The following is a 22,890-nucleotide window of genomic DNA, read 5'->3' on the forward strand; positions in this document are numbered from 1 at the left end:
CTCTTTCAAGCTGCCGTTAGAGTATCGGAAAGTTGCAGTAAATAATCTGCCATCAGACGAGTGGCCCATGATTCTGTCTGCATTAAGCCCTGATAAAAGCCACAATGGCTACCTTTTTTAGTGGTGACGACCACAATATTTGGCATGGCTCGAATGACATCCTTATACGGTTCCAGATTCTGGATATGACAGACCGGGTCATCTTCCGAATTCAAAATCATCAATGGAATTTTGACATTTTCAAATACATAAATTGGATTGGTGGCCTTGGTATAACTTTCATAATCTGAAAAGCCTGCCAGCTCATAGTAGCGCTGTTCAAATTCAGACAAGTCTTTCACCTCAAGCAATTGCTTCCATGAAGGATAAATCTGCCAGGTTTCCTGATAAGGATGGATAAAACGTTTGATCAGTTTTTTAGCCATGACTTTGCTATAAAACGGATGTACATAGGCAAAACCGGTTTCAGTGTTATAGCCTGGGCATAAAGCAAAGGCTGCTTTGAGTGGGGTTTGCTCGCCCTCTTCACCCAAGTAGCGAACCAACAGTCCTGTCCCCGCAGAGGAACCCACACCATAGAGATCGGATTGAGGAAACTTGTCCTGAATATAGAGCAACTGTTCACGCAGATCTTGGGTTGAACCAAACAAGTTCATTTTTGGCACAGGCATTGGCAGGTCAGCATGACCACGGCGCAAACACAGAGCAACACGCCAGCCTGTATATTTATGTAGGTCACGCACCAGCTCCCGCATGGATTCCGGAGAGCCGGTAATGGTATGCAATAGCACAATGGTAGGTGTACTTGGCGGTAAATCTAAACCATACCAGGCAATGCCAGTAATGCCGCCATCGGACATATTCAGCTGCTCAAGCACATCATATTGCAGCTTAATCGTGCGTTTTTTTATCAAGTCCAGATATAGAATGTGCGCATGCGCATTCGATAACCACGGTGTTGGACGATATTTCTGTTTTAAAAGTGGTAAACGTTCAATCACACCAGAAAATAAACCATTCGGATTATAATAAAGTGTTGGAAGATCGGCTCCGCTAAAGCGGTCCAGATATTCACTTGAAAGTTGACTCATTTTTTTAAGCCACATTTTCATCTGTATTCCCCTCTAGTTTTCTATCAGTGATGTACAAACTTCATGCCGACTTGAATCAATTTTAGGAAATTAAGTATTAGCCTGATAAGCCTGAATCCGCTGGCCCATTTCTATAGCTAAGGCTTCAAGTCCAGATTTTGGTCGTATCATTACTTCAAAATCAATGATCTGACCTTCATCATTGAACTGAATCATGTCGATTCCCTTAAGTTTCTTATCGCCGACATTGGCGGAGAACTCAAGTACAACATTGTTACCATCTTCACTAAGAAATTCGCGGTGATAACTAAAGTTTTCAAAGACCTGAATCACATTACTCAAGATAAAAAATACAACCTGTTTCCCGGGATAAGGATGAAAAGCCACGGGTGAGCGGAATACGACATCGTCCGCGAGGAGTTCATTCAATATGGACATGTCACGTGTTTCCAACATTTCATGCCAACGCATAATTGCAGTTTGGGTTGTTTGTAGTGTCATTATTATTTCCTTTTTGTTGTAAAGTCCCCCTTTGTTAAAGGGGGACTTAGGGTGATTCTGTTGTTTCAGAATAGAATCCTCTCCCTAACCCTCTCCTTTAACAAAGGAGAGGGAATGTTGCGAATCAACTTTCTTTCATGACAATTTCGTATGAAAGCAAAAACTGTCATCTTTTAAATTTTATCAATTAAATTACCGCAGCCAATTCAGCACCCTGACGGATCGCACGTTTAGCATCCAGCTCACCTGCTTCTTTCGCACCACCAATGAGATGCACGTTTTTACCGGCAGCTTTCAGTTCATCAAACATGGCAGTATAAGATTCCTGACCAGCACAGATAATGACATTATCTACGTCTAACACTGCAGGTTGATCATTTACCATCACATGCAGACCTTGATCATCAATTTTTTCATAGCTTGCACCAGCAATCATTTTGACATTACGATGCTTTAAGCCAGCACGGTGAATCCAGCCTGTGGTTTTACCCAGACTTGAACCGACAGAAGCTGCTTTACGCTGCAATAAATAAATTTCACGTTCAGGCTGTTCTACATTGGCGGTCTTGAGTCCACCAACATTTTCATAGTTAGTATCGATTCCCCATTCATCATAGAATTTTTCCGGATTGACACTACCACTTTCGGTCCCATGACTAAGCAGCTCAGCCGTATCAAAGCCAATACCCCCTGCACCAATAATCGCTACACGCTGGCCGACTGGTTTACGCTCTCTTAGTACCTCCAGATAAGACAACACTTTAGGATGATCAATTCCAGGAATATCGAGCTGACGCGGTGTCACCCCAGTGGCAACCACAATGTCATCAAATTCGGCTGAAATCAGCTGATCAAAGGTCGCGGTGCAATTTAATTTCAATTGAATACGGGGTTGCAACTCAATCTGACGTTTGAAATAACGTAAGGTTTCATAAAACTCTTCCTTACCTGGAATGGTCTTCGCAATATTAAATTGCCCACCAATCTGTGCTGAAGCTTCGAATACAGTGACATGATGACCACGACCTGCTGCATAGATGGCAAAGCTTAAACCCGCTGGTCCTGCACCAATCACTGCAATATTTTTCGCTACATTGGTTTCTTTAAAGATCAGTTCAGTTTCATAACACGCGCGTGGATTCACCAGACAGGTAGCAATTTTCATCGAGAAAATATGATCCAGACAGGCCTGATTACAACCGATACAGGTATTAATTTCATCACTACGGCCCTGTTCTGCTTTTAAGACAAACTCAGAGTCTGCCAGCATTGGACGTGCCATTGACACCATATCGGCATCGCCTGTAGCCAGGACATATTCTGCCATTTCCGGCGTATTAATACGGTTAGAGGTAATAAGAGGAATACTCACCTGACCTTTTAGCTTGCGCGTAACCCAAGTAAAGGCCGCACGTGGCACTTTGGTAGCAATGGTCGGAATACGCGCTTCATGCCAGCCAATACCGGTATTAATAATCGTCGCGCCCGCTTTCTCAATGGCTTTGGCCAGTTGGATTACTTCTTCTAGAGTTGAACCGCCTTCAACCAGATCCAGCATGGAAAGACGATAGATAATAATAAAATTCTCACCGACCATTTCACGGGTACGGCGTACAATTTCAATCGGGAAACGGATACGGTTTTCATAACTACCACCCCATTCATCATCACGATGATTGGTACGCGCTGCGATGAACTCATTGATCAGGTAACCTTCTGAACCCATGATTTCGACACCGTCATAACCGGCGTATTGAGCCAGTCTGGCACAGTTGGCAAAGTCATCAATGGTTTGCTGCACTTCAGCCGAGCTTAAGGCATGCGGTTTGACTGGATTAATCGGTGCCTGAATTGGAGACGGCGCGACATTTTCCGCCTGATAAGAATAACGGCCGGTATGCAGAATCTGCATGGCAATTTTCCCGCCAGCTTCATGTACGGCTTGAGTAATGATTTTATGCTTTTCAGCTTCTTCAATCGTGTCGAGCTTGGAACCGCCCTGAAAAGTGACGCCATGATCATTCGGTGAGATACCACCTGTCACAATTAATGCTACGCCACCCTTGGCGCGTTCTGCATAAAAGGCAGCCATCCGCTTATAACCACCTGGTGCTTCTTCTAAGCCCACATGCATAGAGCCCATCAAGACACGGTTTTTAAGCGTGGTAAAACCTAGGTCCAGTGGGGCAAGTAAATTCGGATATTTAGACATTTCAACTCCCTAGCGTGCAGATGTGCTGGCTATTTTTATTCAGGCTGACTGATTTATTTCCATCAAGCATCAGCCTTATGCAACTTGTTGCACTAATTTATAGTGCAGAATTGATTTTTATGCAACATGTTGCATAATAATCCCGAGTCACTTTTTTGAGACGTTTATGTCTTTATCACATGTTTTACTCACCAGCCTGATTGAGAAACCGAGTACCGGCATTGAGCTAGCACGCCGTTTTGACCGCTCCATGGGTTTCTTCTGGAATGCCACCCATCAGCAGATCTATCGTGAATTGAATGCCATGCTGCAAAAAGGCTGGATTTCGACCATAGAAGAGGAAGATTCTCATAGCCGTAAAAAAACCTATCAGGTAGAACGACTCGGCCGGGAAGAACTGGCTAACTGGATGCTGGAGCATAGTTCTCCTGCACAGCTTCGTGAAGAATTGATGGTTCGTCTGCGTGCAGAAGCCCAGCTTGGCGGCAACAACACCTTACCTGAACTGGAACGCCATCTAGAAATACATAAAGAAAAGCTTAAAACCTATCAGCATATTTTCGCCAAAGACTTTGCTCAAGCTGACGAAAATGACCGAACCCTGTATATTCATAAAATGATTCTGCAACTGGGTATTGATCAGGAACTGGGCTGGATTGCCTGGCTGGAACAGGTTATTCCCAGACTTAAACAATTCGATGTAGAAAAATTATAAATACGGAGATATGCATGCCCTTCTATACCATGGCAGATGGCGAACAGTTATTTGTACGTGAATACGGTCAGGGTCAACCTGTACTAGTCTTATCAGGTCTGGGCATGTTGAGCTGGCAATGGGCAGCTTTTCTCTATCCACATCAGAAAAATTTCCGCTTTATCATTCCTGAATGGCGCGGTTTTGGGGCGTCTAGTCACTGCAAAATCCCGCAAGACCTGGATGCGATTTCCAGTCACTGGCTTGATGTTCAGTCGGTGATCCAGCAGCTCAATTTAGATCAATTCATTGTAATTGCTTACTCTATGGGCGCAACCACTACCATGCATGGCTTGTGCTATGGAGATTTTTCCAAACACATAGCAGCTTATTTGCATATTGACCAAACACCGAAGATTCCGGTCGATAATGCCTGGGCATTTGGACTTTTTGGTCCACGCCATCAGGAATTTATTGAAATTTTGCAGCAGCTTTCAACATTACTTGCAGAACATCAGCATATTGAACTCATTCGGGATCTGGATAATTCAGTACGACAGCAAATTGCAGCATTATGGCTGCGCTTTATCCAGCTACAAAATGATCGTCCAGCCAGTTTGAAAGTATTTAAGTTCATCCTGAACCAACCTTGTCTGCAAAGCCTGCTCCTTCCTTCTAGCCGGGTGGATTATATGACGTGGTACATCAATAATTATTTATATCATCAGGAAGATTATCGTGAAGCTCTGGCGAAGCTTACTTGTACGGTGACTTTCTTTAGCGGTGTGCAGTCCAAACTCTATCCTGTTGAAGGTCAGCGCCTGATTGCTCAAAGCCTGCCTCAGGCTAAACAGGTACTTTTCACGAAATCTGGCCATACCCCCTTACTGACCGAACCACTCAAATTTGCCAGGGAGCTCGGTATCTTTCTGAAAGACAATTTACAGTCGAGTTCTTCAGCGGCCTAAAGATTCAGGAGAAGAAATCATGAAAAAACTGGTGGTGTTTTCAGGTGCTGGCATGAGTGCGGAAAGTGGGATCAACACCTTCCGTGATAGTGATGGGCTTTGGGAACAGTATCGTATAGAAGAAGTGGCTACACTGGAGGCTTGGGCTAAAAATCCGGAACTGGTGCAACGCTTTTATAATGCCCGACGTAAAAATATTCTGGAAGCACAGCCAAACGCAGCTCATCAACTCATTGCCGAACTTGAAGATGATTTTGATGTCCATGTGATTACCCAGAATATTGATGATCTGCATGAACGTGCTGGAAGCTCCAAGGTCATTCATCTGCATGGCAATATCCGCCTAGCCAAAACCTCAGGCCCGAATTGTCAGTACACCACCGAGTTTTATCCGATTGAAGGGACTAAATTAGATTTAACTAAACACTTCTGTAAGGAGGGCTATCCACTACGTCCACATGTAGTCTGGTTTGGCGAAGCAGTTCCTGCTTATGAAGAAGCACGAGATTGTGTACAGGATGCTGAGATTTTTGTGGTCATTGGGACTAGCTTACAAGTATATCCTGTTGCTGGTTTAATCCATGAGATTCCAGCTCACTGCACAGCTTATTATATTGATCCCAAAGCAGTTCAACAGCATTTACCCGTCCAGTTTCACAAGATTTCCCAAACGGCCACAGAAGGCATGAAGACCTTACTTAAATTACTTGAGTCCGAGATCTAGTCATCATTCAAAATTCGTATTCTATAGTTGACAGTATGCAACAATCATTTTTTAATCAGCCTATTGTTGCAGGAATGGAATTAAACGATGCTGACTGATCTGGATGATTTTTACTGTTTTGCGCAGGTCGTGGAACATGGCGGCTTTAGTGCAGCCGAACGTGCCACCGATATTCCCAAATCCAAGCTCAGCCGCCGTGTTTATAATCTGGAAGAACGCCTTGGTGTCCGCCTGATTCAGCGTAGTTCTCGCCATTTTGCAGTCACTGATATTGGCATGAATATCTATCGACATGCACAAGTGATGCTCAGTGCAGCACAGGCCGCCCATGATCTGGTGGATCATCTCAGTACTGAACCGCGTGGTACCATTAAAATCAGCCTGCCCGTCTCCATTGCCCAGAATGAAATGGCAAAAATCCTGCCGGATTTCCTGAAAAAATATCCTGAAATTAAAGTCCAGATGATGATCACCAATCGACGTGTGGACATTATTAATGAAGGTTTTGATCTGGCCTTACGGGTACGGACCAGCTTGGATGATGATCCGAATCTGGTAATTCGTCAGTTTGAAAAAATTGAACAGCATCTGTTTGCCAGTCAGGGCTATTTAAATGAATTTGGCGATCTTAAAACACCTGAACAGCTCTCTGAACATAAAATTTTAAGCATGGCTGAGGAACATACTGAACAGTTCCTGATATTGCAGAATGAGCAGCAGCAACAGAAGAAAATCCGGATCAACCCAACTGTAATGGGATCAGACCTGAATATGCTGGCACAGCTGGCAGCTTCAGGCTGTGGTATTACCTTACTGCCCGATAATGTCGTGCAGCAATATGTAGAACGTGGCGAACTGGTTCGGGTACTTTCAGACTGGAAAACCGCACATGGAATTTTTCATCTGGTTTATCCTTCCCGTCGTGGTCTGTTACCAGCTGTGCGGGTATTTATTGATTATCTGGTTGAACATCTGCATCTTGTATAAATAGACATATTTCAGGCAAAAAAATAGCTCATTCTTGGGGAAAAATGAGCTAATAAAAACGATTCACTACAGCATGAATTGAATGAAAGGAAACTACTACCGCCAAGCCAAATCTAATATACAGCAATCAGACATCTAACAAAGCAAACATCAACTAACTATAAATAGATTAAGAAGATTTGGCTGGCTAAACCACTTCTTCATGTAGTGTTTTGTAGGCTTTCGTCACCAAGAGCAAGCAAGCTGTAATTTATGTAAGCTACTGTATTTCAATGCATAACATGAAAAATAATTTAAATTTCCGGATATTCGCCAGTGCCTTCTGGCCACGGCGATAACAGCTCAAAACCTGTGTCGGTTACAACTACCATGTGTTCCCATTGAGCTGACCAGGATTTATCTGCAGTAACCACTGTCCAGCCGTCCTTCAGCTCTTTAACACGTGCTTTACCCATGTTGACCATAGGTTCAATGGTAAAGACCATGCCGGGTACCAGTTTGATGCCCTGACCTGGTTGCCCGTAATGCAGAATGTTTGGCTGTTCATGATAAATTTTACCAATCCCATGACCACAATATTCACGCACAATGGTGTAGCCTTCACGCTGTGCAACAGACTGGATTGCATAACCAATATCGCCTAGGGTTGCACCCGGTTTAACGGCATGAATCCCGGCAACCATAGCTTCATAAGTGGTTTCGACCAGACGTTTGGCTTCAGGAGTTGGTGTACCGACATAATACATCCGGCTGGTATCGCCAAAATAACCGTCTTTAATGATCGCAACGTCAATATTAATAATATCGCCGTCTTGCAAGACAGTATTCGGAGATGGAATACCATGACAAACCACTTCATTCGGTGAAATACAGGTGGTTTTGGTATAACCATAATAGCCAATATTAGCTGGCGTCACTTTTAGCGTATTAACAATAAAATCATGACAAAGGTCATCCAGATATTCAGTCGTGACACCCGGCTTGACATGCTCCCCGATCATTTCCAAAACCTGTGCAGCCAAACGCCCAGATATACGTAATTTTTCGATATCTTGTTCGGTTTTCAGAGTAATCGCTGGAGCTCGCATGGATCTATCCTCAAGGTGAATCGGGAAATTATAGTCCTTTTTCAGCCAAGATGCGCATTTGTTCGCTCTGCATGACAATTCTTAAAACTTGCTCTAGAGAATCTCAATGCTGCTTATTTATACAAACAATAAGCTTAAAATGATGAAATGGAACCTAAATGATTTATTTATTTAAAAATAAATTATAATTTTTTCAACTGAATATCAAAGATATATTTCTACCAAGCTTTTAAAGTTCATATTATCCGATCATCAAGATCAGTAAAATCAAGGCTTTCGGCATTAAATTAAACTCCAAAAATCATCATATATACACTAAAATCGCTTTCTTTTATTTATTTGTTCTCCCTCTATGACAAGTCTCCGTACAAGAGATATTGTGGCCTTAGGTTTTATGACCTTTGCACTGTTCATTGGTGCGGGCAACATTATCTTTCCACCGATTGTGGCTCAACAAGCCGGTGAGCATGTATGGTTAGCTGCCCTAGGTTTCCTGATTACGGCAGTTGGCCTACCTGTCATCACCATCGTGGCATTGTCACGTGTTGAAGGTTCCATCCAGATCTTAAGTTCTCCATTAGGTAAAGCTGCCAGTCTTTTACTGACTGTTGTGTGTTATCTGACGGTTGGACCTTTATTCGCGACACCACGTACCGCAACCGTTTCTTATGAAATCGGCTTCTCTTCATACTTTGGCAATGCACCTAGCAACCTGCTGATCTATAGTGTGATCTATTTTGCTGTAGTGACTCTGGTTTCCCTTTATCCAAATAAGATTCTGGATACGGTTGGATACTTCCTGTCTCCAGTAAAAATTATCGCATTGATTATTTTAGGCGGTGCTGCAGTGTTGATTCCTGCCGGCAAACCACCTGCTGCAGTGGGTAACTATGTTACAAGTCCGGTCACTGAAGGCATCGTTAATGGTTATCTGACCATGGATACCTTAGGCGCATTGGTCTTTGGTATTGTGATCGTGCGTGCGATTACTTCTCGTGGCGTAACGGATCGCAAGCTGATTACCAAATATGCAGTCAATGCAGCGATTATTTCTGGTATCGGTTTGACGCTGGTGTATCTCAGCCTGTTTAAACTAGGCCTAGGTAGTCACGATGTTGCCCCTAATGCTGCCAATGGTGCGATTATTCTGCATGCCTATGTACAACATGCTTTTGGTGATATGGGTGCTTATTTCCTTGCCACCATGATCTTTGTTGCCTGCATGGTGACTGCGATTGGTTTGACCTGCGCATGTGCTGAATATTTCTCGTCTATTACCAAACTGCCTTATAAAGCCTTTGTCTTTGTACTGGTCGGCTTCTCGCTGGTGATTTCAAATCTTGGTTTGACCAAACTAATTGCCGTTTCTGTGCCTGTATTGAGCGCGATTTATCCGCCTGCGATTGCAGTGATCCTGCTAAGCTTCTGCGGTTATTTCTTTAAAAAGCCTGCTCAAGTTGTTGCACCGACCACACTGGTTGCATTTATTTTCGGTATTTTTGATGGCCTTAAAGTTGCTGGCCTTGAATTACCTGAATTGCTACAGAACTTACCGCTTTCTGAACAAAATATGGCATGGCTGATTCCATCTCTTATTGTTCTTGTCATTGCCGCTGTGATTGACCGCATCAGAAATTAATCTTTCTAAGAGGTCATAAAAATCGTATTTTTACCCAAAATCCGGTTTTAGCGTGATCAATATCTGTCAGGTTTTACCCAAACCGGCATTTATTGTTTACACCCTAACCTTCTCATCATAGCCAAATTGTATTTTAGAAAGCTTTATAAACTTTTAATCAATTATTTTAATTAGCTTCTTTCTTACTTCCGTTTTCATTCTTTAGCAGAAGATCAATACAACTCTCTATTTTACTGTTTTTTAAACATATTGTTTCCTGATTAAACCAACTCACCTTCATCATTCTACATAGACTTACATTTTCTAGATTATCTCTACAAATCTTTGGCGTAGAATTTGCTTTTCCCTATGGTAGCAATGAATGATCGCTTGCACACTTCAGTCGAACTGCCCTCGCTGAAATGTTTAAGATGATGATTCGGATGCAATCATTGATAAGTACAGTAATACGACTAAAGAAGGCCTTTTTTAACTGTTAAAGTTCACTTAAATAGTTGCAAAGGTTGAAATTAAGAAGTACAACTGTATATTCAATTCAGACTAAATCAATAAGATTTACTCTTCAATAATACAAATAAACGGGAGGGATGGAGATGTTATCAGTACATTTCAAAAAGCAAGTCTTCATTGACGCTCTTAAGGCAAATACCAATCTGGTGACTTTCTTGAGCACCACGGTTGCGCTTATGCTGACCTTGATTGTGCATTGTTTAATTCAAGGCAATTTAAAATTTGAGTACGTCGGTTATGCCTTGATTGTCTCGGCAGCCTTTTTCTTATGGGCTGTGATCGACCAGAAATACCGATAATTTATTAATAAATTTATACCCCAGTGGATGATCTGGCCAGTCATCCATCTGGCAGAAAAGAAATAAATTGAGCTTAAAGCTCAAAAAATAAAATCAACTATTAAAAAATTAGAATAATCCGACCGCCGCCCCATAAAGAAGCACACTTGTTCCTCCTAATTCTGCAATAATTAAACCTAACATTGCCAAAGTCATAAGCACGCCCGGCAACTGAAATTTACCTAGTTGATGCGGTCGCTTAAACTGATTAGTGGTGTCTTTCAAAAACCCATGCAAGATATAAGCGCCAATCGAGAAACTGAAAAAGAGAACATTGATCAATACACAGATCAAATTAATCTGCGAAGATAGTGCTGAATAGTAAGCCAATACTGCCAGAATCAATGTCGCAGGGGCATAAAGCAGACTGCTGCGATGCGCAATATCCACATAATAATGCGCCCGTGAATTGACAGACTGGCGGATTTGCCAATACTTCCATACTCCGGTTAACATCCCCACCCATAAGAATATTCCACTAAAAATAATCGCGATCTTTACTGCCAGATCAAGTTCTATTCCCTGCATATTTTCTTTCCGTTTTTTATCATCGTACTGACTTTTTAGTCATTGTTTTAACAAGTTTCTTTGAAGAAGTCAGGTAAATTTAAGCATTCATTCTGATTCAAAAATATAGTGTAGCCCATGTCTGAATTCGAAACATTGACTCTAAAGTGCCAGGATGGCTATCAATTAAGTGCACGTTTTTATCCAGTCACTGAGACTGAAAGTAAGAAATCTCCCATATTAATCTGTCCTGCGACTGGCATTACCAAACAGTTTTATCATATTTTTAGCTGCTGGTTGCAAACTCAGGGTTATGCCGTAATGGTATTTGATTTTCGAGGTATTGGGGAATCTTTAAAAGGTTCGGTTAAACAGTCTAAAGCCAGTATTGTGCAATGGGGACAACTGGACATTCCGGCTGCGATAGATGCGCTATTAGCTAAAACTCAGGCAGCAAAGGTCATCTTACTTGGTCATAGTGCTGGTGGACAGCTGCTGGGTATTGTCCCAAACTATGTCAAAGTGGAAAAAGTCGTGGCAATTGCCGGATCGACGGGTCATATTAAAGGTTTAAGGGGCCGCACCAAATTACTAGCGCCAGTGATGTTCAATATCATTTTCCCATTGGCACGTATCACCAAAGGCTATGGCCCAACCCAAGCGATTGGTATGGGTGAAAACCTGCCAAAAGATGTGGCACGTGAATGGGCAGAATTTTGTAGTAAACCGGGTTATGTCATCAATGCGATTGGTAAAAAGATCTCACCGGCACATGACTATCATGCCCAGATCACCTGCCCGATCACATCAATCTGGGCTTCGGATGATGAAATCGCCACTCAAGCGAATGTCAAAGACTTGCTGCGCTTATATCCAAAAGCAGCAACAGAAATGATTGAACTAAAACCCCAAGAATATGATCATAAAGGGATTGGCCATATGCTGATGTTCAAGAAGTCACATCAAAACTTATGGCCAGTCATTGAGCAACAGTTATCTGCCTAAAGATGATTTAAATGGCTATTAATAGGTTAATGTGCTTTAATACGCTCAGTATGAGATGAGCCTCTTACAGTATGTGCCTCAGATGTGCATACGACTAGCCCCTAACCATGGGGCTTTTTAATGTCTATATGATTTTGAAGTCGTATTAAAATTTAACCGAAAAATGCAATGATACTCTGAATCACCACAGCATTCACAATATCAATAAAAAATGCACCACACAGCGGTACGATTAAAAAGGCTTTATGTGATGGACCATAGCTATTGGTGACCGCCTGAATATTGGCAATCGCAGTCGGGGTTGCTCCCATACCAAAACCACAATGCCCTGCTACCAATACGGCTGCATCGTAATTTTTTCCCATGATTCTAAAGGTCACAATTGCGGTAAATAAAATCAGTACCGCTGTCTGCGCAAACAAAATGGTAATGAGCGGGCCTGCCAAATCGGCCAGCAACCAGAGTTGCAGTGACAGTAAAGCCATAGATAAATACAGGGATAATGACGCGTTGCCAAATACATCAATGGCACGGTCGAAAATATCGACTTTCAGTACATGCTCCAGAAAGTTACGTACAATCACCCCTGTCCCTAAGGCCCAGACAAAGGTCGGTAGTTCAAACCATCTTCCCTGACTGATCTCTGTCATTTCATTCGCAACAAATATACATAGTGCAAACATCCCCAAAGTCGACACTGCATTACTGGCTGTAATCAGCCGGGTTTTCTTTGGATATTCGAAGGGTGCGGTGTTGATGCTAGTATCGAGTTGTTGTTCATTGGTCTCTTGCGCTACTGTCTCTGCCAATTGATTGCGTTTAATCAGGAATTTGGCAACCGGACCACCCACAAGCCCACCAATAATCAAACCAAAAGTAGCACTGGCCATACCAAGAACAATTGCCCCTTGGATTCCATATTGAGTTTCAAGCACTTCACCCCAAGCACCGGCAGTACCATGACCCCCTGTTAAAGTAACAGAACCAACAATCAAACCAATCAATGGATCAAGCCCAAGTGCTGTGGCTAAGCTCATGCCAACCGCATTTTGTACAACTACGAATAGAATGACGCAGACCAGAAAGATCAGAAGCGATTTCCCGCCTTCTTTGAGCTTGGTAAAGTCTGCACTTAAACCCACAGAGGTAAAGAACATCAGCATCAGAATGGTTTGAATTTCTGAGTCAAATGTGGCACTGATATTAAAAAATTTATAGAGAATAAAAGCTGTAATCGCTGCGATTAGACCACCGATTACAGGTTCAGGTAAGTTGTAGTTTCTAAAGAAGCCAATTTTACTAACAAGATAGCGCCCAATAAACAGAAAAAAAACCGCAATCACCAAGGTGCCAAAGGCATCGATTTCATAATTCATAATATTCCCTATTGGCTTTATTTTCATACAGTTTTAGGAAAATAGTATGAAAAATCAATTTTAGAAATGTTATGCAAGTTATTGTTTCTAGTAATTGTTTGATTTACAGCCTGAATAGAGACAATTAATGTGGTGGAATATCATAAACCCAGTTTTTCGCTTGCTGGTCTGTGGTGGTTTCACAGACATAGTAATCATGATCCCAAGCGTCTTGATGGAAGATTTCTTTTTTAGTGTAAGTTACTTGTTTGCCATTTTCGACACAGACAAAGCTGTCGCCTTGGTCTTTAACCTGAGTTCCATTTAAGAAACCGCCAATGCAGAGGAATCGAGATTGTTTGGGCTTTTATGACAACTTTCAATAATTTTTAATATTTGAATTGCATGATATATTTAGTAAATGTGCAATTTGTAGAAGTTTTTAAATATATGCTTATCTGAAAAATGATATTGCTTTACATCCTTCATAAAACCACATTAGTACTACTAGCATATTATTAAATGTATCTTGATAAAACGCATATTGGAAAATCTCAGGATTATCTCCTTTTCTTTTAATATTCTTAAATTTATTAAAATAGTAATCCTCCATTTGACCTTGTTGTTCTATCCAATTCTTATCAGGGATTGGTGAAAATAAAGGAGTTGAGTGTACTGAACCCTTATACCTCTTTCCAAATTCATAATAATAAAGTCCTAGAGCACAACATCTTAAAACTTCTTTCAATCTATCCCTATCTACAGTTAATTCCAAAGCTTCAAAAATATCTTCTGACTCTGAATCTTTTATTTTTACTGCTCTAGCTGTCGATATTAATTTTTCTTTTAGTTTAGATAGGCTTTGTTGCATAAAGCCAGCATGGAAGGCTTATTCAGCAATATAATTTCCAAATGAATAAGCCTGCTTCTAAAATCTACCGTACAACCAATTGGTCATCCTATAACCGAGCTTTAATCAACCGAGGTAATATTTCCATTTGGTTTGATCCAAAGACTCAGTGGTATGCACAATCACAAGGCAAGCAAGGTCGAAATCAAACCTACTCTGATACAGCGATTCAATGCTGCTTAATGATCAAATCGCTATTCCGACTCTCTTTACGCATGGTCACAGGTTTTGTTCAAAGCTTGATTAAACTCTCTGGATTAGATTGGACAGCTCCGGATTATTCCACCCTTTGTCGTAGACAAAAGCATATTGATATTGCGATTAGCTATCAAAAAAGTAGTAATGGGCTACATCTACTCGTAGATTCTACTGGCTTGAAGTTTATTGGTGAAGGTGAATGGAAATGCAAGAAACATGGGGCTGAATATCGTCGCCAATGGCGTAAGCTTCACATTGGTATAGATGCTAAAACCCTGCAAATACGTGCAGTACAACTCACCACAAATGATGTCAGTGACTCACAAGTACTCGAAGATTTACTTGCTCAAATTCCCTTGGATGAAAAAATTGATTCTGTTTATACAGATGGTGCTTATGACACAAAGCACTGCCGAGAAGTCATTTTAGATCGAGATGCATATGCGATCATTCCACCTAGGAAGAATGCAAAGCCTTGGAAAGATCAACAAGCGAGGTCTCTAGAGCGGAACGAATTATTAAAGACAGTCAAACGGCTAGGTAGGTCCCTTTGGAAAAAGTGGTCTGATTATCACCGTCGAAGTTTGGTGGAAACCAAAATGCATTGCATTAAATTATTAGGCGATAAATTAACAGCAAGGAGCTTTCCGAGTCAGGTAAATGAGATCCACGCACGCGTAGCGGTTTTGAATAAATTCACAGAATTAGGTCGCCCGCATACCCAAGTTGTCTCTTAAATTTGGATTACTTAGAGGAGTTCAGCCTTTCAAACCTTTATGCAACAAAGCCGTTTAGATATTCGATCCTTTCTACTCCAAGAACGCATTACCTTACTTTCAAAATTTAAAAGTCCATATTTACCTGTTTGAATTGTCATTGATAAAACATTCAACAGATATTCATCATCACCTGACTTCTTACAATTATGATCCACACATGAAGGTACTTTGATCAGTCCTTTTCTTAAATCTAAACTAATATCTTTTAAGTCTTTTTTTTCTGGAAATAAGCATTTTGGTGGCACGTGTTCTTTTGTTGTCGCCAAATTATCACACATATAGCAAGATTGATTATTCATATAAAAAAGCGTTCATAAGTCAGCCCTAATCATACTTCTTATTTAAATTATCTTTCAATTAAACAGTTAATTCTAAATCAATTTTTAGAGAAACTTTTTTCTGTATATCTTCTACAATCGCATTTGGTGCCACAGTAAACAATAACATTTCTAACAAATAAGGCTTACCACCTTGTCCATAGATTTCTTTAGAAAGCATTTTTATCAACTCACAATATTCATTATAAGCATTTTTATGACTACGGTATTTAGGGCTCTTTCCTGTCAGACGAAATATTGTTTGCATATCATATTTCATCAACTCACTATTTCGACTTTGTGGCTGACTAAACAGCTCCCACTCAGATGCATAATTAAATAGTAGCCAATTGAGTGAATAAATCACTCTTGAATCATAAATAACGTATTCACTGGGTTGAATGAAAGAAGCAACTTTAGAAAAAGATGAAATACGATCAAAAGATACTTTAGTAAGCGATTTTTCCTCAAGATCCTTTAAAAATTTCAAAATTTTGGCATCGTTCAGTTCATTACGTTTGAAAGAAGAAATCCCGCCCCACTCTTGAATTATCCAATAATAACCAGGTAAACAGTCACCTTTATTCAAGGCTTTATTGAAATGTTCTTTGAGATAAACATTTCTATCGAAGTTTGAGGATAAATAATCTGGAATTTGTATCGGGCAATTTTTGGGAATATCCCAATGATAATTTTTTATATCGTGTTGTGCTGATAATTCTTTTAAAATCGAAATAAGTTTGTACATCTTATAAATACTAAATAAAAAAATAAGGGCTGATAAATCAGCCCTTATTCTAAACTACTTTTTGATCAATTAAGCTAATTGAGCAGCAGCAATTTTCTTAGTATCGATGTCTTTAGCAGCATCTGTATACTCGTCCATCTTGTCGAAGTTCAAGTATTGATAGATGTCAGCAGACATGCTGTCGATTTGAGCAGCGTACTGTTGGTATTCTTCTGGAGAAGGTAATTTACCCAATACAGCAGCAACAGAAGCAAGCTCAGCAGATGCTAGGTAAACGTTAGCACCTTGACCTAGACGGTTCGGGAAGTTACGAGTAGATGTAGACACACAAGTTGTGTTTGGAGCTACACGTGCTTGGTTACCCATACACAGTGAACAGCCTGGCATTTCTGTACGAGCGCCAGCTTTACCATAAGTATTGTAGAAACCTTCTTCCATCAATTGGTGTTCATCCATACGAGTTGGAGGAGCCAACCATAGACGAGTAGATAAAGAACCACCAGGTACTTTGTCTAGAAGTTTACCAGCTGCACGGAAGTGACCGATGTTAGTCATACAAGAACCGATGAATACTTCATCAATTTTCACGCCTTGAACGTCAGAAAGAAGTTTCGCATCATCTGGGTCGTTCGGGCAGCAAAGAACTGGTTCTGTGATTGTAGAAAGGTCGATTTCATACACTTTAGTGTATTCAGCATCAGCATCAGCTTTAAGAAGTGATGGGTTAGCCAACCATTTTTCCATGTTCTCAACACGGCGCGCCATAGTACGAGCATCGCCATAGCCTTGTGAAATCATCCACTTCAGCATAGTGATGTTAGAACGTAGGTATTCAGCAACTTTCTCTTCAGAAAGCGTGATAGCACAACCTGCAGCAGAACGTTCAGCAGAAGCATCAGAAAGTTCGAATGCTTGCTCAACAGTCAGGTCAGTTTCCATTTCTGTCAGGTCGATCTCAAGGATACGGCCAGAGAAGATGTTTTTCTTACCTTTCTTCTCTACAGTCAGGTCACCTTCTTGGATCGCTACGTAAGGAATTGCATGTACTAGGTCACGTAGAGTGATACCAGGCTGCATTTTACCTTTGAACTTCACAAGAACAGACTCTGGCATATCAAGTGGCATAACACCAGTTGCTGCAGCGAACGCTACAAGACCAGAACCCGCCGGGAATGAAATACCAATTGGGAAACGAGTATGTGAGTCACCGCCAGTACCAACAGTATCTGGAAGAAGCATACGGTTTAACCAAGAGTGGATAATACCATCACCTGGACGTAGAGAAACACCACCACGGTTCATGATGAAATCAGGAAGCGTGTGTTGCATTTGAACGTCAACTGGTTTTGGATACGCAGCTGTGTGACAGAAAGATTGCATTACCAGATCAGCAGAGAAGCCTAGGCAAGCCAAGTCTTTCAATTCGTCACGAGTCATCGGACCAGTTGTATCTTGAGAACCAACTGTAGTCATACGTGGTTCACAGTAAGTACCTGGACGGATACCTTGACCTTCAGGAAGACCACAAGCGCGACCAACCATCTTCTGAGCAAGGGTGAAGCCTTTGCCAGTGTCAGCAGGTTGTACTGGAGTACGGAACAGAGTTGAAGGCTCAAGACCAAGCTCTTCACGTGCTTTAGTTGTCAAACCACGACCAATGATCAGGTTAATACGACCACCCGCACGAACTTCGTCTAGAAGTACTGGAGTTTTAAGGTCAGCTTCAGCGATTTGAGCGCCGTCTTTGAACGCAGTTACTTTAGCAGCAGCTTTGTCGATTTTAAGAGTGATTTCATCACCCATGTTCATGTTTGCTACGTCAATTTCAACTGGTAACGCACCAGCGTCTTCCATAGTGTTGAAGAAAATCGGAGCAATTTTAGAACCTAAGCAGTAACCGCCTTCTTTCTTGTTAGGAATGTGAGCGATTTCGTCACCGAAGAACCAAAGTACAGAGTTAGTTGCAGATTTACGAGAAGAACCTGTACCAACAACGTCACCTACGTAAGCAACTTTGTTGCCTTTCGCGATGAGGTCTTTAATTTGGTTTAATGGACCAACTTCACCAGGAACTTCTGGGTTGATGCCATCACGTTCGTTTTTCAGCATTGCATTTGCATGCAATGGAATATCTGGACGGCTCCAAGCGTCTTGTGCTGGAGACAAGTCATCAGTGTTAGTTTCGCCAGTTACTTTGAAAACTGTCAGTTTGATTTCTTCTGGAACGTCTGCACGGCTTGTGAACCATTCAGCGTCAGCCCATGATTGAAGAACAGCTTTTGCATTTGCATTACCTGCACGTGCTTTATCAGCTACGTCATGGAACGCATCAAATACAAGAAGCGTTTTTTTCAAAGCTTCAGCAGCAAGACCACCAAGCTCTGCGTCTTCTAGAAGTTCAACTAAAGGAGCAACGTTATAACCACCAAGCATAGTGCCCAGTAAGTAAACCGCACGTTCTTTAGAAACTAGTGGAGAAGTCGCTTCGCCTTTTGCCAATGCAGCTAAGAACGCAGCTTTTACGTATGCAGCTTGGTCAACACCCGCTGGAACACGGTTTTCAAGCAAGTCAACTAAGTATGCTTCTTCACCAGCTGGGGGATTTTTTAATAATTCAACTAATGCAGCAGTTTGAGCATCATCAAGTGGCTTCGGTGGGACTCCGAGTGCGGCACGTTCTTCAACGTGTTGGCGGTAAGCTTCTAGCACGGTGTTATTCCTCTTTTTTAAAAAATTACCTGTGAATTCCTGCTTTATAAAAGCTTCACAAATAATATGGACTCTAAAATTTTACTAAAATTCCAGTTAAAAGTTAATGCAAGTACAGTGTTTCTTTGTGATGCTCATTATTTTATAACTAAATGATGCTTATAAAGATCATTCAATAATCAAATCATCATCGCCTTGCATAATTTAAGTACAGATATGGCAACTTTTAACCAAATTCGACGCATAAAAAAGGCAACATCGATGTTGCCTGATTTACTTAGAAAAAGATACTCCACCTTAGTGGACTGTCGTCGAGTTCAAATATTGCTGAAAAGCGTCCCGACAACCCTCAAATTTTAATTCGCATTGATCTTCATAGGTCTGACTGTGGTTATTGCTGGCAAAGGAAATCTCGACCAGACAGCGTTTTTTATCCTGCTCCAAGATCTGCTTAATCACGACCTTGTCTCCTACACTCAGAACATAGCGTCCGCTACCGATAATAGCCAATCCTTTTTCATCTTCTAACAACAGATCTGAGTGATATAAATACTTCACGACGTCCATATTATTCTTCTCCTAAAGGCTTTGGAGTTAAATTCATTATTCAATATAAAGATAAGTATTTCTATATTTTAGATTTAGCAATTGTCACAAATTATATTTAATATTGCTTAGGCTATTTTTATTATTAGAAGAATATTCTTATATCTATAAAACGCCATTTATTTTTAATAAAAATTTCTTGATCGATTTTATCCAGCCCTAAAAAAACCGTTCCTTAGAACGGTTTGTAATCTGGCATTTTATCATGCGGTGTGGCGATACATTTTTCAGTAAACTCAGCGCGAACTTTCTCACGGGCTGCATCTACATCGGACTTAATTTCCTGTTCCGGAAGTGCATAGACTTCATCGATAATATTCAGGATAAAACCGCGAGTAATGTCATCATCAATCTTGTTGGCATGCTCAACAGCCTTTTCTTTCTCGATCGCATTCTGACGATCCAGCATAATGGTCCGTGCAGCATTCCCCACACTACGACAATAGCCATGCCACTGCTCTTCAGGGGTTAAAGGTTTTTTCTCTGCACAGCCGACCAGAGCAACCATCAGCGATAAAGCAAATAACTTTTTCATGAATTTCTCCTTCCGAGAGGCACTATAAGAGATCAGCACAGATTTGTCATTTAAAATGAAATTTCTACCTATTCTTATTGATACTACCTGCTCGAAAGTATCATTTCATATCTTAGCCACAGCTTGCCTGAACTACTTTCTTAGTGGCTGGATCTACAGTGACCGTCACGCGCTCTTCACGATAATCCATAGTGACAGGCTGGCCAGGTGCAACCATGCGTACCATTTGAGCTTTGGTTTTCTCTTTGATTTGTGCTTCAGTTAAATTGGATTGGCCCACCAGCGCAGCTGCCTGATCAGCAATACATTTAGACTGGTTTGCTCGGAAATATTCCCATTCTTCGACCACTTGCCCATTTTTTAAATGACAATAGCCCACTTGCCCATTAGTTTCATTACGGATTTCCAGCTTTCCACCCTGATTAATACAATAGGCACTCGCTGGATTGGCTGTTCCTAATGACGTAGAGTTTGAATCAGGCGACTGGGTTGTACTACAGCCAGCAAAAAGGATGGATGCAAACAATCCGGATAAACCAGATAAAATTATTTTTTTCATGAGCGGTATTCTTCTAAAGGAATTCACACTTAATTTAGCATATTCCATTTATAGCGTCAGATCTGAAAAGGCTTGAGTGTTTGTAATTCTGTAAAAGCGGCAGGATCATTTCTTAATATCATTAGGTTTAACCCCATTTAAGTTCTCACTATTTCCTATGATTTATATCAATCAATAATTAGCTTTTAAAAGTAATCTCTTTCTTAAACTAACTAAAATTTAGTTTTAGTTAACTATTGGAATGGCTTAAAGATGACAATGTCATTACATTATTATACAAAGTGTTTATTACCCTTCATCAACCAAGTATTATTCTAATATTTTGTTTTTAGAGTATTAAGTTAATTCTCGCCCAGTTTTTTATCCTAGTCTTCTTTATGCGCTGAGCTTAGTGTTTGTACTAGCAATCATATTGATTTAATATTTGATTGAATTTTAAACTTTATCTCGGCATGCAAGACGATCTCCAGCTTTCTTTAAAAGAATACCTTTCTACGGTTCAGGAAGTGGTTAAAATCACTTTCGATACACCGGTGTGGGTCAAAGCTGAGATTCGAAATTTAAATATCAAAGCTGGCCATTACTATCTGGAACTGGCAGAAAAAGATCCTGACAATGATCAGGTCATTGCCAGTTGCCGGGCCACCATCTGGAAATTTGCTGCACAGAAAATTGTGACGCAATTTGAACGTGAAAGTGGTATTGAGCTAAGCCGGGACCTTAAGGTTTTAATCAAAGTCAAAGCCAGCTTTGATCCGCAATATGGGTTTTCCCTAAATATTACAGAGATTGATTCTGGATATACCTTGGGTGATATAGCCCGACGTTATCAGCAGATTGTAGAGAGACTGACAACCGAAGGTCTGATTGATCGCAATAAAAATCTGCCTACACCTTTTGACCTCAACCGGATTCTGGTGATTGCTCCGGAAAAGGCTGCAGGTCTGGGCGATTTCAAGAAAGATGCTGATGCTTTACAAAAAGCTCAGGTATGCGAATTTATCTATCACAGTGCGACCTTTCAGGGAAATACGGCAGCGCAAAGCATCATGCAAAGCTTGGCACAAGCTTTAAAGCAGTGGGCACAAACTTATCATAACGCGCCTGACCTGATCGTGATCATTCGTGGCGGTGGTGCAGTCAATGATCTGGCTTATTTAAATGACTATGCATTGGCTGCCCTGCTCTGCAAACGTTCAGTTCCCGTCTGGGTTGGTATTGGTCATGAAAAAGACAGGACGATTCTGGATGAAATTGCTCATCGTTCTTTCGACACACCAAGTAAAGTGATTGCTGGAATTCGCAATCATGTCGTCGAGCTGACGCAAGAAGTTATAAATAACCTGCAAAGTATCCAGAGACTTTCTCAACAGCAAATTCAAGCTTATCAAAGCCAGAATGAGCAATATCTAAAGCTAATCCAGAATCTGGCCAATCACCAGATTATGAATGCCTTGCAACGTTTAGAGCAGCTCAAGTCCAACACCTCTAACCTTGCCCAGCAACAGACCCAACTGATTAACCAGCAGCTAGATGCCCTGATGCGGGAAACACTGCTGCAAAATCCCAAACATGTTTTGTCCAAAGGCTATGCCATTGTGCGCCAGCAAGAACATGTGGTTCGTTCAATCCATCAAATTGATGTCCAACAACCCGTTCAGGTTGAATTACACGATGGCCTATTTTCAGCACAACTTACGCAGGTAACTCCCCATGAGTCATGATACTTTGAGCTTTCAGGAAGGCTATGACATCTTGAAAAAGAATGCTGAATTACTTGAATCTCAGCAAGAACCAGATATTGATAATCTGATGAAAATCGTTGAAGAGTCTATGCAGGCGTATAAAGCCTGTAAATCTCGAGTGGAAGCTGTTCAGAATGCACTAAACGAGACCTTTAAGGATTAATT

General features: G+C 41.1%; 24 protein-coding genes. 10 read left to right on the forward strand and 14 right to left on the reverse strand.

The genetic code is table 11. From position 1 onward, the window contains the following. Positions 1-5: 5 nt before the first annotated feature. The 3 genes from FTU46_RS01665 to FTU46_RS01675 form a co-directional block, all read right to left on the reverse strand. Complete coding sequence (locus tag FTU46_RS01665; protein ID WP_180054053.1) at positions 6-1,112, reverse strand: YheT family hydrolase; 1,107 nt, start codon at positions 1,110-1,112, stop codon at positions 6-8. A gap of 69 nt (positions 1,113-1,181) precedes the next feature. Further along, entirely contained in the window at positions 1,182-1,592 is a 411-nt protein-coding gene (locus FTU46_RS01670; protein WP_180104209.1) for a nuclear transport factor 2 family protein, read from the reverse strand. A 187-nt stretch (positions 1,593-1,779) separates the two neighbouring features. Then, positions 1,780-3,804 carry an NADPH-dependent 2,4-dienoyl-CoA reductase gene (locus FTU46_RS01675; protein ID WP_180104210.1) on the reverse strand — a complete coding sequence of 675 codons (2,025 nt, stop codon included), beginning with the start codon at positions 3,802-3,804 and terminating at the stop codon, positions 1,780-1,782. A gap of 166 nt (positions 3,805-3,970) precedes the next feature. Here FTU46_RS01675 and FTU46_RS01680 point away from each other — a divergent pair, with 166 nt between their 5' ends. The 4 genes from FTU46_RS01680 (at position 3,971) to FTU46_RS01695 (ending at position 7,177) form a co-directional block, all read left to right on the forward strand. After that, complete coding sequence (locus FTU46_RS01680) at positions 3,971-4,519, forward strand: PadR family transcriptional regulator (RefSeq protein ID WP_125279125.1); 549 nt, start codon at positions 3,971-3,973, stop codon at positions 4,517-4,519. Positions 4,520-4,533: 14 nt separating this feature from the next. Then, positions 4,534-5,466 (forward strand): alpha/beta fold hydrolase, encoded by a 933-nt coding sequence (locus FTU46_RS01685; RefSeq protein ID WP_180104211.1) that lies wholly within the window; start codon positions 4,534-4,536, stop codon positions 5,464-5,466. Positions 5,467-5,485: 19 nt separating this feature from the next. Continuing rightward, on the forward strand, positions 5,486-6,190 hold the full coding sequence (locus tag FTU46_RS01690; protein WP_180104212.1) for a Sir2 family NAD-dependent protein deacetylase: 705 nt from the start codon (positions 5,486-5,488) through the stop codon (positions 6,188-6,190). A gap of 87 nt (positions 6,191-6,277) precedes the next feature. Further along, on the forward strand, positions 6,278-7,177 hold the full coding sequence (locus FTU46_RS01695) for a LysR substrate-binding domain-containing protein (protein ID WP_180104213.1): 900 nt from the start codon (positions 6,278-6,280) through the stop codon (positions 7,175-7,177). A 293-nt stretch (positions 7,178-7,470) separates the two neighbouring features. Here the strand turns inward: FTU46_RS01695 and map are convergent, their stop codons facing one another. Continuing rightward, positions 7,471-8,265 carry a type I methionyl aminopeptidase gene (gene map, locus FTU46_RS01700; RefSeq protein ID WP_180012926.1) on the reverse strand — a complete coding sequence of 265 codons (795 nt, stop codon included), beginning with the start codon at positions 8,263-8,265 and terminating at the stop codon, positions 7,471-7,473. A gap of 352 nt (positions 8,266-8,617) precedes the next feature. On the opposite strand from map, the gene brnQ reads away from it, so the two are divergent. Together brnQ and FTU46_RS01710 are read left to right on the forward strand one after the other, a co-directional pair. Continuing rightward, on the forward strand, positions 8,618-9,904 hold the full coding sequence (gene brnQ, locus FTU46_RS01705; protein ID WP_180104214.1) for a branched-chain amino acid transport system II carrier protein: 1,287 nt from the start codon (positions 8,618-8,620) through the stop codon (positions 9,902-9,904). 593 nt (positions 9,905-10,497) lie between these two features. Further along, entirely contained in the window at positions 10,498-10,713 is a 216-nt protein-coding gene (locus tag FTU46_RS01710; RefSeq protein WP_004783783.1) for a hypothetical protein, read from the forward strand. 108 nt (positions 10,714-10,821) lie between these two features. Here the strand turns inward: FTU46_RS01710 and FTU46_RS01715 are convergent, their stop codons facing one another. Next, positions 10,822-11,280, reverse strand: coding sequence for a hypothetical protein (locus FTU46_RS01715; protein ID WP_166134903.1), 459 nt, complete (start codon positions 11,278-11,280; stop codon positions 10,822-10,824). A gap of 117 nt (positions 11,281-11,397) precedes the next feature. Here FTU46_RS01715 and FTU46_RS01720 point away from each other — a divergent pair, with 117 nt between their 5' ends. Continuing rightward, positions 11,398-12,264, forward strand: a complete 867-nt coding sequence (locus FTU46_RS01720) for an alpha/beta fold hydrolase (protein ID WP_180104215.1) — start codon at positions 11,398-11,400, stop codon at positions 12,262-12,264. Between the two features lie 152 nt (positions 12,265-12,416). On the opposite strand, the gene gltS is transcribed toward FTU46_RS01720, so the two are convergent. The 3 genes from gltS to FTU46_RS01735 all read right to left on the reverse strand — a co-directional run bounded on the left by gltS (position 12,417) and on the right by FTU46_RS01735 (position 14,490). Beyond that, positions 12,417-13,640, reverse strand: coding sequence for a sodium/glutamate symporter (gene gltS, locus FTU46_RS01725; protein WP_104484060.1), 1,224 nt, complete (start codon positions 13,638-13,640; stop codon positions 12,417-12,419). 124 nt (positions 13,641-13,764) lie between these two features. Then, on the reverse strand, positions 13,765-13,959 hold the full coding sequence (locus FTU46_RS01730; RefSeq protein WP_180104283.1) for a hypothetical protein: 195 nt from the start codon (positions 13,957-13,959) through the stop codon (positions 13,765-13,767). Between the two features lie 114 nt (positions 13,960-14,073). Beyond that, entirely contained in the window at positions 14,074-14,490 is a 417-nt protein-coding gene (locus tag FTU46_RS01735) for a hypothetical protein (RefSeq protein WP_257224581.1), read from the reverse strand. A 41-nt stretch (positions 14,491-14,531) separates the two neighbouring features. On the opposite strand from FTU46_RS01735, the gene FTU46_RS01740 reads away from it, so the two are divergent. Then, positions 14,532-15,464: an IS5 family transposase gene (locus tag FTU46_RS01740; RefSeq protein ID WP_180051326.1), complete on the forward strand. Its 933-nt coding sequence runs from the start codon at positions 14,532-14,534 to the stop codon at positions 15,462-15,464. Positions 15,465-15,493: 29 nt separating this feature from the next. Here the strand turns inward: FTU46_RS01740 and FTU46_RS01745 are convergent, their stop codons facing one another. The 6 genes from FTU46_RS01745 to FTU46_RS01770 form a co-directional block, all read right to left on the reverse strand. Then, positions 15,494-15,805 carry a hypothetical protein gene (locus tag FTU46_RS01745; RefSeq protein WP_257224582.1) on the reverse strand — a complete coding sequence of 104 codons (312 nt, stop codon included), beginning with the start codon at positions 15,803-15,805 and terminating at the stop codon, positions 15,494-15,496. A gap of 58 nt (positions 15,806-15,863) precedes the next feature. Continuing rightward, positions 15,864-16,571, reverse strand: a complete 708-nt coding sequence (locus FTU46_RS01750; RefSeq protein ID WP_180104216.1) for a hypothetical protein — start codon at positions 16,569-16,571, stop codon at positions 15,864-15,866. A gap of 69 nt (positions 16,572-16,640) precedes the next feature. Further along, on the reverse strand, positions 16,641-19,280 hold the full coding sequence (locus FTU46_RS01755; RefSeq protein ID WP_180104217.1) for a bifunctional aconitate hydratase 2/2-methylisocitrate dehydratase: 2,640 nt from the start codon (positions 19,278-19,280) through the stop codon (positions 16,641-16,643). 297 nt (positions 19,281-19,577) lie between these two features. Next, positions 19,578-19,847, reverse strand: a complete 270-nt coding sequence (locus FTU46_RS01760; protein ID WP_180104218.1) for a hypothetical protein — start codon at positions 19,845-19,847, stop codon at positions 19,578-19,580. 214 nt (positions 19,848-20,061) lie between these two features. After that, entirely contained in the window at positions 20,062-20,421 is a 360-nt protein-coding gene (locus FTU46_RS01765) for a hypothetical protein (protein WP_125279919.1), read from the reverse strand. 112 nt (positions 20,422-20,533) lie between these two features. After that, a complete protein-coding gene (locus FTU46_RS01770; protein ID WP_180104219.1) occupies positions 20,534-20,980 on the reverse strand; it encodes an I78 family peptidase inhibitor in 447 nt (148 codons plus the stop codon). Between the two features lie 452 nt (positions 20,981-21,432). Here FTU46_RS01770 and xseA point away from each other — a divergent pair, with 452 nt between their 5' ends. Both xseA and xseB read left to right on the forward strand, forming a co-directional pair. Further along, positions 21,433-22,704 (forward strand): exodeoxyribonuclease VII large subunit, encoded by a 1,272-nt coding sequence (gene xseA / locus FTU46_RS01775; RefSeq protein WP_004783810.1) that lies wholly within the window; start codon positions 21,433-21,435, stop codon positions 22,702-22,704. After that, positions 22,694-22,888, forward strand: coding sequence for an exodeoxyribonuclease VII small subunit (xseB, locus tag FTU46_RS01780; RefSeq protein ID WP_005235956.1), 195 nt, complete (start codon positions 22,694-22,696; stop codon positions 22,886-22,888). The genes xseA and xseB overlap by 11 nt, the downstream gene beginning before the upstream one ends. The last annotated feature ends 2 nt before the right edge of the window (positions 22,889-22,890 follow it).

It is taken from the genome of Acinetobacter sp. YH12108 (assembly GCF_013419055.1).
GTDB lineage: Bacteria > Pseudomonadota > Gammaproteobacteria > Pseudomonadales > Moraxellaceae > Acinetobacter.